Here is a 15,770-nt window from a genome sequence, read left to right as displayed (position 1 = left end):
ATGTCAACTTCCAGCAAAAACGTGACCTTGATAATGGTTGCTTCCTTGATTGTGGTCGGCGCGATTGCGTGGTGGTTGACCCGTCCCAGTTACGGCGAGATTAGCCACACAGGATATGACTACGCAATGGCGTTGTATTCGGCCTGCAATGGGAAGAGTACCGCCAAGGTTCAGCAGATCAGCACGATGATCGACGAGGCAGAAAGTGCTGGAGAACTGACATTACAAGAAAAGGCTTGGCTTCAAGGGATCGCTCGCCAGGCGCTCGATGGGGACTGGAACTCGGCCAACTCCGCAGTACGCCGGTTAATGGAAGAGCAAACGCGCGATGCCGATTTATTACCGAAAATCGATTAGCTTGCTGGGTGCGGTTTCAGAGCACGCGTGGCGATGAAAGTATCGAGGTAACGCGATATGAGATCACTTTCGTCGAATCGATCTTCAAACATTTCTACCAGCACGAAGCCGGCCGCCAGTTGCCCGCCGATTTGATCTTCGAGCGAATGTCCAAACTGCAGCGGTCGAACTTGTTGGTAACGTTTTAGCTCTTCAGCGGTCAGGTCGGTGACGTCGGAATACGGAATCTTGTGCCGCACGACCAACTCGTGACGATCATCCTGAGCGATCTCATCGAAAACGAATCGCACAGGATTGCAGGTCCCAGCCAAGAGGTATCCACCAGGTTTCAGGACGCGAAATGCTTCCCGCCAGACCGGCAAGATGTCGACCGCAAAACAGTTCGAGCAGGGATGAAAGATCAAATCAAATTCCGCGTCGGCGAAACAACCAAGATCGGCCATGTCCCCTTCAACGGTCTTGATTGAAAGCCCGTCGCGCTCGGCGACGAGCTGGTCTTGGCCAAGTTGCTTCGGTGAATTGTCGAACACGGTCACGTCGGCCCCGGCCGCCGCCAGAATCGGTCCTTGTTGCCCACCGCCGGAAGCGAGGCACAAAATCTGACACCCTTCGAGCCGAGCCGGATACCAATGTCGCGGTACCGGTTTGGTTGGAGTCAAGATCAGCGACCACTCCCCTGCTCTCGCCTGGGCGACTTCTTCCGGCGTTACAGGAATGGTCCAGCGATCACCGTTATCGACATCACGGTCCCACGCTTCTTGATTGAACTTGCGGACATCCATGAATATCTTTCGTCGATCAATGAGTCGATTGGTAGTGCATCGGTGACTTCAGCTCTGCGACACAGAAATAGGCCAACATGTTCGCGGATATTTTGGGATTGCGCAGTCGATATTAGCTTCCTACTACAGTACCCATAACGAATCAGGTTTGATGGTCGCGGACTTTCGGATGCCTAGGCCTTTCCCTGTTAGTTTCATGATTTTGGCGAAGCATGCGTATTCGTCAGTTCGATTAGCGCTTTCACGTCGTCTTAGGGTAGGGATCGTTTCCATGAACCCTCCCCATTACACCGACCAAATCGCATAGAGCATGATACTGCTGATGAGAAACAGGCCAATAAGTGTTGGGAGATTGGCGACGAATATCGCCCAGCTCACAATCTGCCATTCTCGGTCGAAACCGACCTTCCGGTAAATTGCCCGCAGTGGATCGATCAGGATTAGCGCCGAAATCGATGCAGCAATGCCGAAGCCAAACCACTCAAACGCAATTTCCTGACACTCCAGCAGCCCCTGGCGAGCGATCATGAGTAATTCGCTGATTCCATGAACTTCGAAGAAGCCAAAGTCGCATCCCCACAATATCACGCCCAAAGGAAGCGTCGACAAGGAGAGAACCAAGAACGCCGATCCGCGCCCGATCTGTTCCCACATGTTCCGCGAACGAACGATCGGTTGCTCAATCGCTGGGGAGTCAAACGGATTGGGTTCTTCGGTAGTCATTGGCTATGAAAGTTGGCGTTAGTACGTCTAGCTACACGCTAAGGAAAATATTGTTTTCTGTCCAACGCCCCTGCCACTCGAGGTGGTCCGATCAGTCACCAGGAGGTAATGCGCATGAAAAAGGGATTAACCACTAGTGCTTGGCAATCCCCTTTTAGGTTGACTTTTTTGCGTGCGACAACGCTTACGTTGTCTGATGAATCCGCACTTCACGGAAGCGATCTTGCAGCGACTCGACGTTCATCTCGCCTTCTCGCAGCGCTTCCATCGCCTTGGTGGCGGCTTCCGCGGCTTGGATAGTGGTGATACAAGGAATGCCGTGCTGAACCGCGGCAGCGCGGATGCGGCCTTCGTCGGTTCGAGCTCCCTTGCCGTTAGGCGTGTTCATGACCAGCGAAACGTTACCATCGATCATCTGATCCAATAGGTTCGGATGTCCTTCGGCCAGTTTCTTGATTCGCTGAGCGTGAACGCCTGCTTCTTCCAGACGGCGAGCCGTTCCTTCGGTAGCCAACAGTTCGTAGCCCATATCCCGCAAGCGGCGTGAGATGTCGGCGATCTGATCTTTGTGACGACCAGAAACGCTGACAAAAATCTTGCCATCTTTGGGAAGTGGAAGCAAAACACCGGCAGCAAGTTGGCACTTGGCGAACGCCAGCGAGAAACGATCGCTGATCCCCATCACTTCCCCAGTCGATCGCATTTCTGGGCCGAGCACGATGTCGACACCAGGGAACTTGCGGAATGGGAAGACCGATTCCTTGATCGAAACGTGCGCTGGGATCGGTTCGCCGGTGATCCCCAGTTCCGCGAGCGTGCAGCCGGTCATTACCTTGGCGGCGATCTTGGCCACTGGCATGCCGGTGGCTTTCGCCACAAACGGAACCGTACGGCTGGCTCGTGGATTCACTTCCAGAACGTAGACGTTCATCTTGCCGTCTTCCGCTTTGACCGCGAACTGAACGTTCATCAGTCCGACCACCTTCAGGTACTTCGCCATGGCAACGGTTGCCTCGCGAATTTCCTGAACCACCGGGCCGGGCAAACTGTAAGGCGGAATCACGCAGGCCGAGTCGCCACTGTGCACGCCTGCTTCTTCGATGTGTTCCATCACACCAGCAACGACGACGTTCTCGCCGTCGCTAATGCAGTCGACGTCAACTTCGGTGGCATCTTCCAGGAAGCGGTCGATTAACACCGGTTGACCTTGGGCAACCAGGAACGCTTCGGCCACGAACCGCTCGAACTGCTTGTCGTCGTAGCAGATCTCCATCGCGCGGCCACCCAGCACGAAGCTTGGTCGAACCAGGGCCGGATAGCCAACCTTGGCCGCTTCGGCCCGCGCCTGACCCATGTTGCGAGCGATCGCATTGGCAGGCTGCTTCAGGTTCAAGCGGTTCAGCAATTGCTGGAACTGTTCGCGGTCTTCGGCGGCGTCGATCGTATCAACACTGGTGCCGATGATCGGAACGCCAGCGTTCGCCAAGCCGCGAGCCAGGTTCAGTGGCGTCTGACCACCGAACTGCACGATCACCCCATCTGGTTGCACGCGATCGCAGATGTTTAGCACGTCTTCTGTAGTCAGCGGTTCAAAGAACAGTAGGTCGGACGTGTCGTAGTCGGTACTGACCGTTTCCGGGTTGCTGTTGACCATCACCGATTGAATGCCCAGTTCCTTCAGGGCAAAGCTAGCGTGGCAGCAGCAGTAGTCGAACTCGATACCTTGACCAATTCGGTTCGGGCCACCACCCAGAATCATGATCCGTTTCTGGCCAGGATCCTTTGCCGGAACTTCGTCTTCGGTTTCGTAGGTCGAGTAGTAATACGGCGTGTACGCTTCAAATTCCGCGGCACACGTGTCGACTGACTTGAAGGTCGCGATAATACCACGCTTCTTCCGTTCGCTGCGGACTTCCAATTCACTACTGTTAAGCAGCGTGGAAAGTTGGCGATCGGAGTAACCCCAACGCTTTGCACGACGAAGTAGTTCGTCGCTGATGTTGTTGATGTTGCCAACCGCCGCGAGTTCTTCTTCGCACTCGACCAGTTGCTTCATCTGATCGCCGAACCATGGGTCGATGCCCGTGATCTCGTTCAATTGCGCAACGGTCATGCCCATCTTCAACGCGTATCGCAAGTACCAAGGACGCTCGGCGTTTGGCTTAGCCAGCTTTGCACGAATTTCGTCTTCGGTCGGCTGTTCGTCGGTTCCCCACAGGTCTTTGCCGTCGCAGCCGAAGCCAAAGCGTCCGACTTCGAGGCCGCGTAGGGCCTTTTGGAATGATTCTTTGAAGGTCCGGCCGATTGCCATCGTCTCGCCGACGCTCTTCATCTGGGTCGTCAGCGTGCTATCCGCTTCAGGGAACTTCTCGAAGGCGAAGCGTGGAATCTTGGTGACGACGTAGTCGATCGATGGCTCGAAGCAGGCCATCGTTTCGCGAGTGATGTCATTCGGCAGTTCGTGCAGACGATAGCCAACGGCCAACTTGGCGGCGATTTTGGCGATCGGGAAGCCGGTTGCCTTCGAGGCCAACGCCGAGCTACGGCTCACGCGTGGGTTCATCTCGATGACAATCATCCGGTCAGAAGTCGGGTCGCAAGCGAACTGAATGTTCGAGCCGCCTGTTTCGACGCCGATTTCGCGGATCACAGCCAGCGAGGCATCGCGCATCCGCTGGTACTCTTTGTCGGTCAGCGTTTGGGCCGGAGCAACCGTAATCGAGTCGCCGGTGTGAACGCCCATTGGATCAAAGTTTTCGATCGAGCAGATGATCACGACATTGTCGTCTCTGTCGCGCATCACCTCCATCTCGTACTCTTTCCAGCCAATGATCGATTCTTCGATCAACACTTCGGTGACTGGCGATTGATCGAGACCGTTGCGAACCAGGCTGTCGAACTCTTCCCGGTTGTAAGCAATGCTGGAGCCAGAGCCCCCCATCGTAAAGCTGGGGCGGACGACCGCAGGCAGGCCAACTTCATCCAGCACGGCTCGTGCTTCGGCCACCGTGTGCACGGTGGCACCGCGGCAAACTTCCAGGCCGATCTTATCCATGGCCTGTTTGAATTGCTCACGTTCTTCGGCCTTGGCGATCACGTCGGCTCGGGCCCCGATCATTTCAACGCCGTGCTTCTTGAGAATCCCTTGCTTGTCGAGATCCATTGCCAAATTCAGGCCCGTTTGCCCGCCGAGGGTTGGCAGCAGAGCGCAGGGACGTTCCTTGGCAATGATCTTTTCCAAGATGTCCGTCGTCAGCGGCTCGATGTAGGTGGCATCGGCCGTGTCGGGGTCGGTCATGATGGTCGCCGGATTGGAGTTCACCAATACGACCTCATAACCCTCTTCTCGAAGCGCTTTGCAGGCCTGGGTGCCAGAATAATCGAACTCGCAGGCCTGGCCGATCACGATAGGACCGGAACCAATAATCAAGATCTTTTTGATATCGTCGCGTCGCGGCACTGGGGGCTCAGTCCTTGGCTGAAGTTGATGGTCGACAGACGCACGTAGCGCCCTGTTCTCAGCTATTTGATGTGCAAAATCCCACCAATTTAACCCTACGCGTCTCGCGATAACAAGGGGCAGTGAGGACGATTAGACGCTAACTTCGGTCATGCAAAGTAGTAACGCATTCGATAAACAGAATAATTCTCAACCGACCCTTTCGTGAGAGTCAAATCGCACCCTTCTGGTGTCGATTATTAGGGCCAGAGCTCAGAACAGCCGTGAGGCCTTGGGCGAGAGAGAAAGTGACCTGAATGGGGTGTGGGTCGCGTTGCTCGGCCGAAGTTCGTTGCAAACGGCCAAGTCTCGCGGGAAACCGTAGGTGATTGGACGGTTGAGCCACGGTCGTCAGGTGGTCGCTCGTTCTGCCGCATCTGGTGCAATGCTTGGATTCCTATAGGTAGCCGTCTCTCGTAAGGTATGAAAACCGCTTTGCTTACTATGTTTTTCTGGCAATATCGGAAAAAAGGGGAACTTGGAGATAGATCGAGAAATCATCGCGTGTCAGGGGATGCCCGACTTTCAACCAGCTTCCCGCCAGTTGCGCGCATCTTTCCGGCTGTATCGATCAGCGGTAGGTGATTCTTTCTATGTAATGCTTAATAACTGCGCAGCCGTTAGCCGAGTACGTTGACAGTTAACACCGATCCACTTAGCATTTAAGTGGTTTACGATTTTGAACCTACGTCTATTCTTGCATAATTCTGAGGCAACCTTGTCGCGGAACAGTCCTTCACAGAGCGGCGTTTTTAGCTCCGCAGTCGACACTCGGGTCGAAAAGTTTACCGAAAGCATCAGCTTCGACCACCGCCTGTACGCCCAGGACATCCGTGGCTCGATCGCCCACGCCGAAATGCTGGCTGACGTTGGCGTGCTGACGCAAGAAGAGGCACTTCAAATCACCACCGCTCTGGCGTTGATTAAGACCGAGATCGATAACGGCGACTTCCAGTTTGATGAAAAGCTGGAAGACGTTCACATGAATATCGAGAGCGCCTTGGTCGATCGCCTCGGCGACGTCGGCCGCAAGTTGCACACAGGGCGCAGTCGCAACGATCAGGTCTCAACCGATGCCCGGCTGTGGGTTCGCGATGCGATTGACGAGACGGATCGACTGCTTAAACAGTTGCAAGCCGCATTCGTGGGTCGCTGTGATGCGGATATCGATATCATTCTGCCTGCTTACACGCACATGCAGCGGGCACAGCCGGTCCTCGCGCCCCACTACTGGCTGGCCTACACGGAAAAGCTGCAACGCGACCGCGATCGCTTGGCCGATTGTCGCCGCCGAGTGAATATCAGCAGCCTGGGGACAGCCGCCCTGGCCGGAACCACCATTCCCATCGACCGCGAGAATGTCGCTCAACGACTCGGATTCGAGGGGGTCGCGGCTAACAGTATCGACGTCTCTAGCGACCGTGATTTCGTGCTCGAGTATGCGTTCGTGCTGACGATGATCGCCGAGCATTTGAGCGTTTGGGCCGACGAGTGGGTCTTGTGGTCGAGCGTGGAATTCAAGTTCATTCAGATCCCACAGCAGTTCTGTACCGGCAGTTCGATCATGCCGCAGAAGATCAATCCTGACGTTTGCGAGCTGATTCGAGGGAAATCGGCCCGGGTAATCGGGAATCTGCAGGCCTTGCTGGTGCTCATTAAGGGGCTGCCGCTGGCCTACAACCGTGACTTGCAGGAAGACAAAGAACGGCTGTTCGACTCGGTCGATACCGTTCATCGGTCGCTTGATTTGGCGGCATCGATCGTCGAAGGGGCAAAGCTGAATACTGAATCCATTAACTCGCGACTGGAAGATGGTTTCCTGGATGCGACCACATTAATGGAATACCTGATTGGCAAAGGTACACCTCAGCGGACTGCCCATCACCAAATCGGCAGCTTGGTTGCTACGGCGATGGAAAAGAGGTGCCGACTTGCTGAATTGCCGCTGGCTGATTTTATGGCGGTTAACGATTCGTTGGATGAATCTGTTTATGACGTGCTGGGCGTGGCAAAAGCTGTAGCTGCCTTCCAAAGCTACGGGTCAACCTCGCCTGAGGAAGTAAAAAAGCAAGTTGTTCGCTGGAAGGAGCAATTAGAATTGAGCTAACTGCTCAGGACTTACGTCGTTGCCAAGGATCGGGCATTGTTCCGAATGCCACCCCACACCGTTGCGAAGATCTCATGGAACGTTTGACTAAGATTGCCTTCCTTTTTGCCATTCTGTCGGGTTTGGCCGTCGCTGACTCTGCGCCTGCTCAAGAGCCCGCGGAAGAAGCACCCGCAGCGGAAGCGCCTCCAGAGGATTCACCGGCAATCTCTGCCATCAAGGAGTCCAACCCAACGACCGCTGCCGAGTTAGTTCGTGCCGCGTTGGTAACACACGATCTCGGACGAGATGATCTCGCGAAGGCATATCTTCAGAAACTGATCGACAGTAATCCCAAGCAAGATCAAGCGGTCGCCGCTTATCGAGACCTTGGGTCAGCACGACTGCTTCGGTTGCAAACCGAGACGTCATTGCAACCAGTCGGTGGCGAAGCCGCCACGATTCTGCTTGAGAAGCTGGACGAGTACCTCACCGACCCAGCCCGACTCAAGACGTTAGTCGAGCAACTTGGCGATGCCGACTCCTTAACTCGCAAGCGTGCGATGGAACAGTTGCTAAAGGCGGGCCCCGACGCTGCCAATCCTCTGTTCGCCGTCCTGGGCGATCCCAGTCAAGAAACGCTTCACACCCCAGCGAAGAAGATGCTGGTTCGAATCGATCAAGACATCTATGGCCCACTTCAAGCGGCCTTGGCCAGTGACAACAACTTTCTCGTTGCCCAATTGGCCGACGTCGTGAAGCAAATCCGGTTGAAGGCAGCTGCCCAGTTTCTGGTCGGGCGTTTCATCTACACAGACGACGAACAATTGCGAAATGCGATTGGGGAATACTGTGAAGTAATCGCCAAGTCGAAACCTGACGCCGCTCAGGTCAAAGACTATCTCAACCGTCGCGTCAAAGCTTACTTGGGCGCTGATCCGATGTTCTCGGCTGATGATCTGGGCAACGCCCAGTTATGGGTCTGGGATGCGGCCGAACATAAGGCGGTTCTGCAAACGATGCCATTGGCAGACGCCGAAGTGATCACCGCTGGTCGCTTGTTGGATGAGCTGCATCGCTTGGATGCGGAAGATGCTGACATTCAAGTCAATCGAGCTCTTGCAGCGATGCAGCGTGCTTTCGTCTTGGAAAACGCCGAGATCGACTATCAGGCCCTGATCGACGAATACACACTTCCCGTGATCCAGGAAGCGTTAGCGCGTTCGCTGAAGAAACGCAAGTTTGCCGAAGCAGCGGTCGTTGGCTGCGAAACTATCGGTAGTGCCCAAGATGCCAGCGTTTTAGTCGCCGTGGACGGGGGACTAAGTCCGCTGGCTCAAGCTTTGCAGTCGCCAGTCTATCGAGTGCGTCGAGCTGCAGCGAAGGCAATCCTCGCGATCAATCCTCAGCAGCCCTTCGCTGGTTCGGCTGAGTTCATGGACACGCTCGCCTTCCTGGCAACCGCCCAAGGCAAACGTGTGATCGTGATCGGAGAACTCGATGAACAACGCCGCCAAGGTATGGCTGCAACCCTTGCCCAGCTCGGTTACCAGGTTGTCGCCACCGGTGGTGGTGCCGAATTGTTCAAAGCCGCCTACGACTCGGCCGACGTCGAAGTGATCTTCGTTAGCAAGCCACTCGCTCGCTTTCCGATGATGGAGACAGTTCAGGTGCTGCGAAAGGATCGTCGCACCGGTGACTTGCCGATCGCGGTGGTCTCGCCGATTCTCGACCTCGACTACTACGAACTGCGGACCAAGAGCGATCCTCTAACGATCGCCACCATTCGTCCGCATGACCAAGAGGGCTTTACGTTCCAATTACAACGTCTTTACGGAGCACAAGGTCGGTTGCTCGTGTCAGCGATCGAGCGATCCGAAGATGCTGAGTTCGCTATCGACGTTGTGAACCAAATGCTCGATACGCCAGAGAAGTACCAGTTCTACGATTTCACGAAGTTGGAAGAAATCGCCGTTCGCCGTCTGGCAGACGATAACGTTACCCCTGGCATGGCGAAGCTGTTGGGACATTTGGCTACCCCAGCCGCGCAAATGGCTTTGGTTGAATACGCAAGCGATCCATTCCATCCGCTGGCTTTCCGCGAGCAATGTGCAGCTGCATTTGAAGCTGCGATTGCCCGTCGTGGTATTCTCTTGACGAAAGATCAGATTGTCGCTCAATACGATCGTTACAACGACTCGGAAGAATTGGACTCCGGGACGCAGGCAGTATTGGGTAAAGTTCTGGACATCATCGAGGCGCCGACCCAAGACGTTCGTTTCGACCAACCGGCCGAGAGTGGCCCGTAGGTTATGACCGTGGGATTGTATTCCGAAACGACATCCAGCTATGCTCCTGAGTATGCACCGCTTGGGAACGAACCACCTATTCCTGGCTTGATTGGTTCAAGCAAGGCGATGGGGGATGTATACCGTCTTACGCGGAAAGTCGCTCAGACGAACGCATCGGTTTTATTGCTTGGCGAAACGGGTACCGGTAAGGAAATGATCGCCTCGTCGGTTCACCGTCTCAGTACTCGAGCGTCCGGCCCTTTCGTAAAGGTGAACTGTGGTGCGCTAAGCGAGAGCTTGCTAGAAAGCGAACTATTCGGTCACGTACGCGGCGCGTTCACCGGGGCAATCGGGAACCGAACGGGGCGTTTCGAGGCAGCTCACGGTGGCACGATCTTCCTTGACGAAATCAATTCCACCTCGCTCCATCTGCAGGTCAAGCTGCTTCGCGTATTGCAAGAACGCGAATTTGAACGCGTGGGTGATACAGCCACGATTCGGGTCGATACCCGCGTGATCGCCGCAAGTAACCGTTTGCTGATGGAAGAAGTCGGCGAAGGGAAGTTCCGCGAAGACTTGTACTGGCGACTTAATGTCGTACCGATTCGGATTCCACCGTTGCGGGAACGCCGAGAAGACATCCCGGAATTGGTCGCGCACTTCTTAAACGTCTACAGCGAAGTGAACGACCGACATGTGGTCCACATTCAACGCGAAGCGATGGATGCTCTGCAAGATCACAACTGGCCAGGCAACGTCCGTGAACTGCAGAACTACGTCGAACGAGCCGTCGTACTAGCGGAAGGGGACGAGCTGACACTTGACCTGTTGCCCCCAGAGATTCGTAGCGGTGACAACCGATCCGCGATGAGTCTTGGACGTGGTCCGGCTAACTTCGACACACTTGCTTTCGAGGTCGTTCAGCAAGGTCTGCAAGATGCCGATCCGGAGTCGGAAGACCTTCACTCGCGTGTCGTCAATCGTGTCGAGAAGGAACTGATCGTCCAAGTCATGTCTTCCTGTGCGAATGTGCAAACGAAGGCCGCGACCCGTTTGGGCATTAATCGCAATACGCTCCACAAGAAGCTGAAAGAGTACGAGATCGAGTCGTGACCAACGATGCGGTTGTCGCTGAGGCTCCTGCCAAATCTTGGTGGACTTGGAGTCGCCAATTCTTCTGGGCACGTACCAAGATGCTAGTCGTGTTACTAGTCGCTTTGACCCTGCTGACGCTCTTTGCCCCACATCATTGGCTGTTAGATTTGCTCGCCAATCTGCGGGTTCAGCAAGTTATTCTCGGGCTGTTTCTGCTTACGATGTGTGCCCTCTTTCAAGAATGGAAATGGGGAGCGGCGGCTTTCGTGTGCTTGCTACTTCACGTGCCAGGGTTCGGACCTTTCACTACTGGCGGTGGTGCTGCCTCAAACAGTGGTCATATCAAAGTGGCGGTCTCGAATGTTCTTTCATCGAATCCCAACATCGACGCGATCTTGAGCGATGTGTTGAGCGGCGATCCCGACCTGTTTGTGATTCTTGAATTAACCAGTCAACAGGCGAACGAGGTCGACCAGGCAACGCGGCAAGATTACCCCTATGCTGTTGTGCGTCCCGACGATTGGGGCAACTTTGGGATTGGGCTGTACTCGAAGGTGCCGTTCGATTCGTCCGAAGTCTTTCAGTTGAACGAGAAGATCGATTCGATTGAGGTTCGAATCACCATCGATCAGCATCGTTATCGAATCATTGGGACGCATCCTTTGCCGCCGGTTCGCGCTGCTGGGTTTGCGTCGCGTAACGAACATCTCCGCCAGTTAACCGATCGCGTCCTGCACAAGAAGAATCACCGGGAGAACCTGCCGACAATCGTCGTGGGGGACCTCAACGTGACGCCCTGGTCGCCATGCTTTACCTACATAGCGAATCCCGTTTCCGGTCTCCGTCGAGCGACAGCACGATTCGATGTCACACCGACCTGGTATGTTGCTCCCGTATTTCCCTTCGGCCTGGTGCTCGATCATGCTTTGATCAGCAGCGAGTTGGTTTGCACCGAGAAGCAAATCGGCGGCCCGACCGGTTCCGATCATCGCAGTGTGACGGTGACAATCGCGCCCCGCGCATCCAACTAAGCCAGCGTTCAAGTCCAAGCATGCTGTTGGTGCGACCATTGGCCACTTGGATAAAGCTTCAGCTCGATCCAAGATGGGGCGAAGCCGAGGTAGTCGCCACGGCTCCACCAATTTCCGCTTACGGCACCGCCGCAGATGTAGGTGGTATTATCGACATCGCAGCGGTCGATCGTATGCATGTGGCCGCTCAGGCACAATCTCACACGCGGGTACCGTCGGAACAGGTCGCGCATTAGCGTTAGTCTTTGCGGCGACCAACCACCGGGAACCTGGTATCCCTTGCCCAGGCCTTTGTCTGTGGAAGGTTCGTAGAAGTGAGTGACCGACATCAAAGGGGCATGGGTGACCACGAGGGCCGGCTTGTCACTCTTTTTCAACTCCTCCTCCAGCCAAGCGAACTGCGTTTCATCGATTTCACAGCCTTCGTATTGGTAGGTGTCCAAAAGAAAGAACGTCCAGTCCCCATGTTCGACGCTGTAGTATCGTGACGGCATCTGGTACGTTTCGATCGCCCGAGCTTTCTCTTGGTAAGTACCCGGATTGTTTGCATCGCGATCTTTCCAGCGGATGTCATGATTGCCAATGCAACTGATGCTGGGGACCTGTAAGCGGTCGATGACGTTCTCTTTCCACTGCTTAAACTGAATGTCGGTTTGTTCGTCCGACTGACTACCGTCGACCGCCATCACGTTGTCACCACCGAAGACGAATAGTTGCGGGGCGTCCTTTCTCACTTGAATTTGATCGATCAGTTTGCCGACCCGCTGTATCACTTCCGCATTACCGGCTGGTTGGTGAGTATCCGTGAGAAAGGCCATGACCAAGGGAACCGAATCGTCTTGGTTACTCGGCTTAGAATCGGCCGCAAACGCCTCGCCGCTACCTAACGCCAGACTTCCACCAAACAATGTTTGCAGGAACGAGCGACGGACAAGTGGCATAGTAATCTCCAATCAATAATTCCGAGGAAGGTGCCCAGAGCCTGGCGGCATATTAGCGCCATTGTTCCTGAACAATCGTCTGTTTCCAGCCGTTTTGCGGACATCGAAAGGTATTCTCGCTCAATGCGCATGAATTTTTCGTGTCCCTGGTCTCCTAGGCGACGAATCGACGTAAGATGGTTTGTTCCCAACGAATTCTGCGACGCTGCTTGACCCGTGACCGGCAGTATTAAAGAATCTTGAGCAGCCACAATACTATTAAACGCCCCCGTTGTCGGGGTTTTCATGAAGAAGGAGTTTGTTCGTGTCCGCCCGATTACTTTGGATGGCCGTTCTAACATGTTGTTTCGCCCCCACTACCCTGCTCGCTCAGGCAGTGGAAGAAGCTCCTCCAGCCGCGGAAGCTTCGAAGGGAGAACAGGACGAATTTGATAAGCTGCTGACCGAGTGGAAAGGAATTATCGCCGAACTTCGCACCATCCAGCAGCAATATCGCTTGGCTCCGGAGGGGCAATTGCCGCTGCTTCGCAAGGATTACGACAAGATCCTTGAGAAAGGGATGAACTTGCTGCCGCAAATCGAATCAGCAGCGATCACACGATACGAAGCGAACAACGAGGACAAAGATGCCACGATGTTCCTCTATAAGATCGTCACCGATGCCGTCGAGCGAGACGATTATCAAAAGGCATACAAGCTGATCCACGTACTCAAGGATGGCGGCTTCGACGAAAACGCGTTACTGGCACCGCAGGTGTTGGCAGCCTTCGGTACCGATCGATTCGCGGAAGCGGCCGAAGCATTTGAAAAGATCAAAGAACGCCAAGTGCCCGCCAGCGATCGGGTTGCCCAGGCCGGTTTTACCGCCCCGGAAGAGCAAAAGAAGTGGGAACGCGAAGAAGAGATTCGTAAGAAGGAAGCCGAAGCCAATGACCTTCCCCGAGTCAAAATGACGACCACCCACGGTGATTTGGTGATCGAACTGTACGAGAACGAAGCCCCGGAGACGGTTGGCAACTTTATCAGCCTGGTGGAAAAGAAGTTCTACGATGGACTGGCATTTCACCGCGTTCTGCCCCACTTTATGGCCCAAGGTGGCGATCCGAAGGGGGACGGTACCGGCGGTCCTGGCTACAACATCTACTGCGAAGCCTACAACGACAATGCCCGACAGCATTTTGCTGGAACGCTCAGCATGGCCAAAGGAGCCCAAAAGAACACCGGGGGATCGCAGTTCTTCCTGACCTTCCAGGCAACGCCTCACTTAGACAACATTCACACAGTCTTCGGCCGAGTCGTAGAAGGAATGGACGTGCTGCCCAAGATCACGCGACGCGATCCTGAAGCGGCCGATGCACCTCAGCCTGATCGCATTTTGAAAGCGGAAGTCATCCGCAAGCGAGATCACAAATACGAGCCACACAAAGTGCCATAGATCACAATTGCGCAAAGTCGTATGTTGTGCTCGTGCAGTTAAAGTTTGTTCAAAACTGCGCAGAAAAGACTGACTGAACTCCGCTAAATCAGATGTTGTGCAATCGTCTACATCAGGCGAATTCAGCACAACTTATAAAAGGCACGTCCTAAGACGTGCCTTACTTATGCGCGTGCATTAGCTAGCATACGCAAAGCCAGAAATGCTCTAGGGAGACTTCTTTCTCCTTGCGGCCATAAAAAGGGTGGCGATGTCGGCAAAGCGAGGGTGGCTAATTTGTGGCCATCTTTGGGGTTACGTAAAGATTGATAAGGGTGTCACAAAGAACTTAGGGAATTTAAACCACGACATGCTTGACGCTGGGCGCCTCGATCAATACCCTTACATTTCGGATTTTAATCTTGGATTTCACCAGTATGTAAATTCCGCATACTGCCCCCTTCACTTCCGATAGTCATTCATGCACGTAAAGTCCCTCAAGGTGTTCTGCGACGTTGTCGGCCAGCGCAGCTTTTCGCGCGCTGCGGACGAGAACGGGATATCGCAGTCTGGCGCCAGCCAGGTTGTACACCAGCTTGAGGAACGACTCGGGGTGAAGCTTATCGATCGCTCGAAGCGCCCCTTGGTTCCAACCGCCGAAGGCGAGTTGTATTACCAGGGCTGTCGCCAACTCGTCCAACGCTATTACGCACTCGAAGAAGACGTCCGCACGTTCCACAAGGAATTGGCTGGCCAAGTGACGATCGCCTCGATTTATTCGGTGGGCCTTAGTCACATGAATGCTTGTGTCCAAGAGTTTCTGGCCAAGCATCCTAAGGCCAACGTTCGTCTGCAGTACCATCATCCTGATACGGTCGTCCAATTGGTCGAAACGGATCAGGTCGATTTCGGCTTGGTTAGCTTTCCCAAGGCTTCCAAAACAATCAAAGTCGACATGTGGCGCGAGGAACCGATTTACCTCGTTTGTGCACCCGACTGTGACTTGTCCAAGCGGGAATCGATCTGGCTGGATGAGCTCGACAGTCGCCGCATGGTCGGCTTTGACACCCGTCTGCAGATTCGCCGTGAGATCGATTTCGTTCTTTCCTCGGCGGGTGCGGATGTTCAAGTTGTCATGGAATTTGACAACATCGAAACCATCAAACGGGCGGTTGAAATTGACGCCGGTTTCGGTCTGTTGCCTATCGATACGGTTACCCGCGAACTGGAAACTGGCTCTCTGGTGGCAATTCCCATTGAAGGTTCTCCCCTTCTCCGTCCGCTGGGCATCGTGACCCGGCAAGGTAAAGAGCTGGGGAAAACGGCTCGTCGTTTCATTCAACTGCTGCACGAAAAAGCAGATCACTCGGAAGCGAAGCTTGCCGAGGCGGAAGATAAACCGGTGGCGGCCAGCTTTGCCCAAGGTGAAGCCGCGGGCGCCGAAAGCGACCTAGAAAACGGAGTTTCGGCACGCTCTTAACACGTTCCCTGGTCGAAGACTCGATCTCCACAGGGAACTAGCCTGCGGAGATTTTGTCTACCGACACGATC

The 15,770-nt window shown here is 54.6% G+C and carries 11 protein-coding genes; 7 read left to right on the top strand and 4 right to left on the bottom strand.

Features of this window, described 5'->3' with window-relative positions:
- Positions 1 to 357, top strand: a complete 357-nt coding sequence (locus tag C5Y83_RS17630) for a hypothetical protein (RefSeq protein ID WP_105331080.1) — start codon at positions 1 to 3, stop codon at positions 355 to 357.
- On the opposite strand, the gene C5Y83_RS17625 is transcribed toward C5Y83_RS17630, so the two are convergent.
- The 3 genes from C5Y83_RS17625 to carB form a co-directional block, all read right to left on the bottom strand.
- Positions 354 to 1,139: a class I SAM-dependent methyltransferase gene (locus C5Y83_RS17625; protein WP_105331079.1), complete on the bottom strand. Its 786-nt coding sequence runs from the start codon at positions 1,137 to 1,139 to the stop codon at positions 354 to 356. The two genes, C5Y83_RS17630 and C5Y83_RS17625, sit on opposite strands and share 4 nt — an antisense overlap.
- 285 nt (positions 1,140 to 1,424) lie before the next feature.
- Complete coding sequence (locus C5Y83_RS17620; RefSeq protein WP_105331078.1) at positions 1,425 to 1,862, bottom strand: hypothetical protein; 438 nt, start codon at positions 1,860 to 1,862, stop codon at positions 1,425 to 1,427.
- Positions 1,863 to 2,046: 184 nt separating this feature from the next.
- On the bottom strand, positions 2,047 to 5,322 hold the full coding sequence (gene carB / locus C5Y83_RS17615) for a carbamoyl-phosphate synthase large subunit (RefSeq protein ID WP_105331077.1): 3,276 nt from the start codon (positions 5,320 to 5,322) through the stop codon (positions 2,047 to 2,049).
- A 757-nt stretch (positions 5,323 to 6,079) separates the two neighbouring features.
- On the opposite strand from carB, the gene argH reads away from it, so the two are divergent.
- The 4 genes from argH to C5Y83_RS17595 all read left to right on the top strand — a co-directional run bounded on the left by argH (position 6,080) and on the right by C5Y83_RS17595 (position 11,864).
- Positions 6,080 to 7,468, top strand: coding sequence for an argininosuccinate lyase (gene argH, locus C5Y83_RS17610; protein ID WP_105331076.1), 1,389 nt, complete (start codon positions 6,080 to 6,082; stop codon positions 7,466 to 7,468).
- A gap of 74 nt (positions 7,469 to 7,542) precedes the next feature.
- Positions 7,543 to 9,756: a hypothetical protein gene (locus C5Y83_RS17605; RefSeq protein WP_105331075.1), complete on the top strand. Its 2,214-nt coding sequence runs from the start codon at positions 7,543 to 7,545 to the stop codon at positions 9,754 to 9,756.
- Positions 9,757 to 9,864: 108 nt separating this feature from the next.
- Positions 9,865 to 10,851, top strand: a complete 987-nt coding sequence (locus tag C5Y83_RS17600; RefSeq protein WP_233207312.1) for a sigma-54-dependent transcriptional regulator — start codon at positions 9,865 to 9,867, stop codon at positions 10,849 to 10,851.
- Entirely contained in the window at positions 10,848 to 11,864 is a 1,017-nt protein-coding gene (locus C5Y83_RS17595) for an endonuclease/exonuclease/phosphatase family protein (RefSeq protein WP_105331073.1), read from the top strand. Before C5Y83_RS17600 ends, C5Y83_RS17595 begins: the two co-directional genes overlap by 4 nt.
- 8 nt (positions 11,865 to 11,872) lie before the next feature.
- On the opposite strand, the gene C5Y83_RS17590 is transcribed toward C5Y83_RS17595, so the two are convergent.
- A complete protein-coding gene (locus C5Y83_RS17590) occupies positions 11,873 to 12,805 on the bottom strand; it encodes a metallophosphoesterase family protein (RefSeq protein WP_105331072.1) in 933 nt (310 codons plus the stop codon).
- 304 nt (positions 12,806 to 13,109) lie between these two features.
- Here C5Y83_RS17590 and C5Y83_RS29865 point away from each other — a divergent pair, with 304 nt between their 5' ends.
- Positions 13,110 to 14,240 (top strand): peptidylprolyl isomerase, encoded by a 1,131-nt coding sequence (locus C5Y83_RS29865; RefSeq protein WP_233207268.1) that lies wholly within the window; start codon positions 13,110 to 13,112, stop codon positions 14,238 to 14,240.
- Positions 14,241 to 14,700: 460 nt separating this feature from the next.
- Positions 14,701 to 15,699, top strand: coding sequence for a LysR family transcriptional regulator (locus tag C5Y83_RS17580; RefSeq protein ID WP_105331071.1), 999 nt, complete (start codon positions 14,701 to 14,703; stop codon positions 15,697 to 15,699).
- Positions 15,700 to 15,770: the final 71 nt, after the last annotated feature.

This window comes from Blastopirellula marina (genome assembly GCF_002967765.1).
Taxonomy (GTDB): domain Bacteria; phylum Planctomycetota; class Planctomycetia; order Pirellulales; family Pirellulaceae; genus Bremerella; species Bremerella marina_A.
This window is presented reverse-complemented; position numbering and strand designations above follow the sequence as displayed.

What these genes read in the sequence shown, in the direction of transcription:
- C5Y83_RS17605 (WP_105331075.1), top strand. Translation starts at nt 7,543, where the DNA reads ATGGAACGTTTGACTAAGATTGCCTTCCTTTTTGCCATTCTGTCGGGT.
- C5Y83_RS17580 (WP_105331071.1), top strand. Translation starts at nt 14,701, where the DNA reads ATGCACGTAAAGTCCCTCAAGGTGTTCTGCGACGTTGTCGGCCAGCGC.
- C5Y83_RS17630 (WP_105331080.1), top strand. Translation starts at nt 1, where the DNA reads ATGTCAACTTCCAGCAAAAACGTGACCTTGATAATGGTTGCTTCCTTG.
- C5Y83_RS17620 (WP_105331078.1), bottom strand. Translation starts at nt 1,862, where the DNA reads ATGACTACCGAAGAACCCAATCCGTTTGACTCCCCAGCGATTGAGCAA.
- C5Y83_RS17590 (WP_105331072.1), bottom strand. Translation starts at nt 12,805, where the DNA reads ATGCCACTTGTCCGTCGCTCGTTCCTGCAAACATTGTTTGGTGGAAGT.
- C5Y83_RS17600 (WP_233207312.1), top strand. Translation starts at nt 9,865, where the DNA reads ATGGGGGATGTATACCGTCTTACGCGGAAAGTCGCTCAGACGAACGCA.
- C5Y83_RS17625 (WP_105331079.1), bottom strand. Translation starts at nt 1,139, where the DNA reads ATGGATGTCCGCAAGTTCAATCAAGAAGCGTGGGACCGTGATGTCGAT.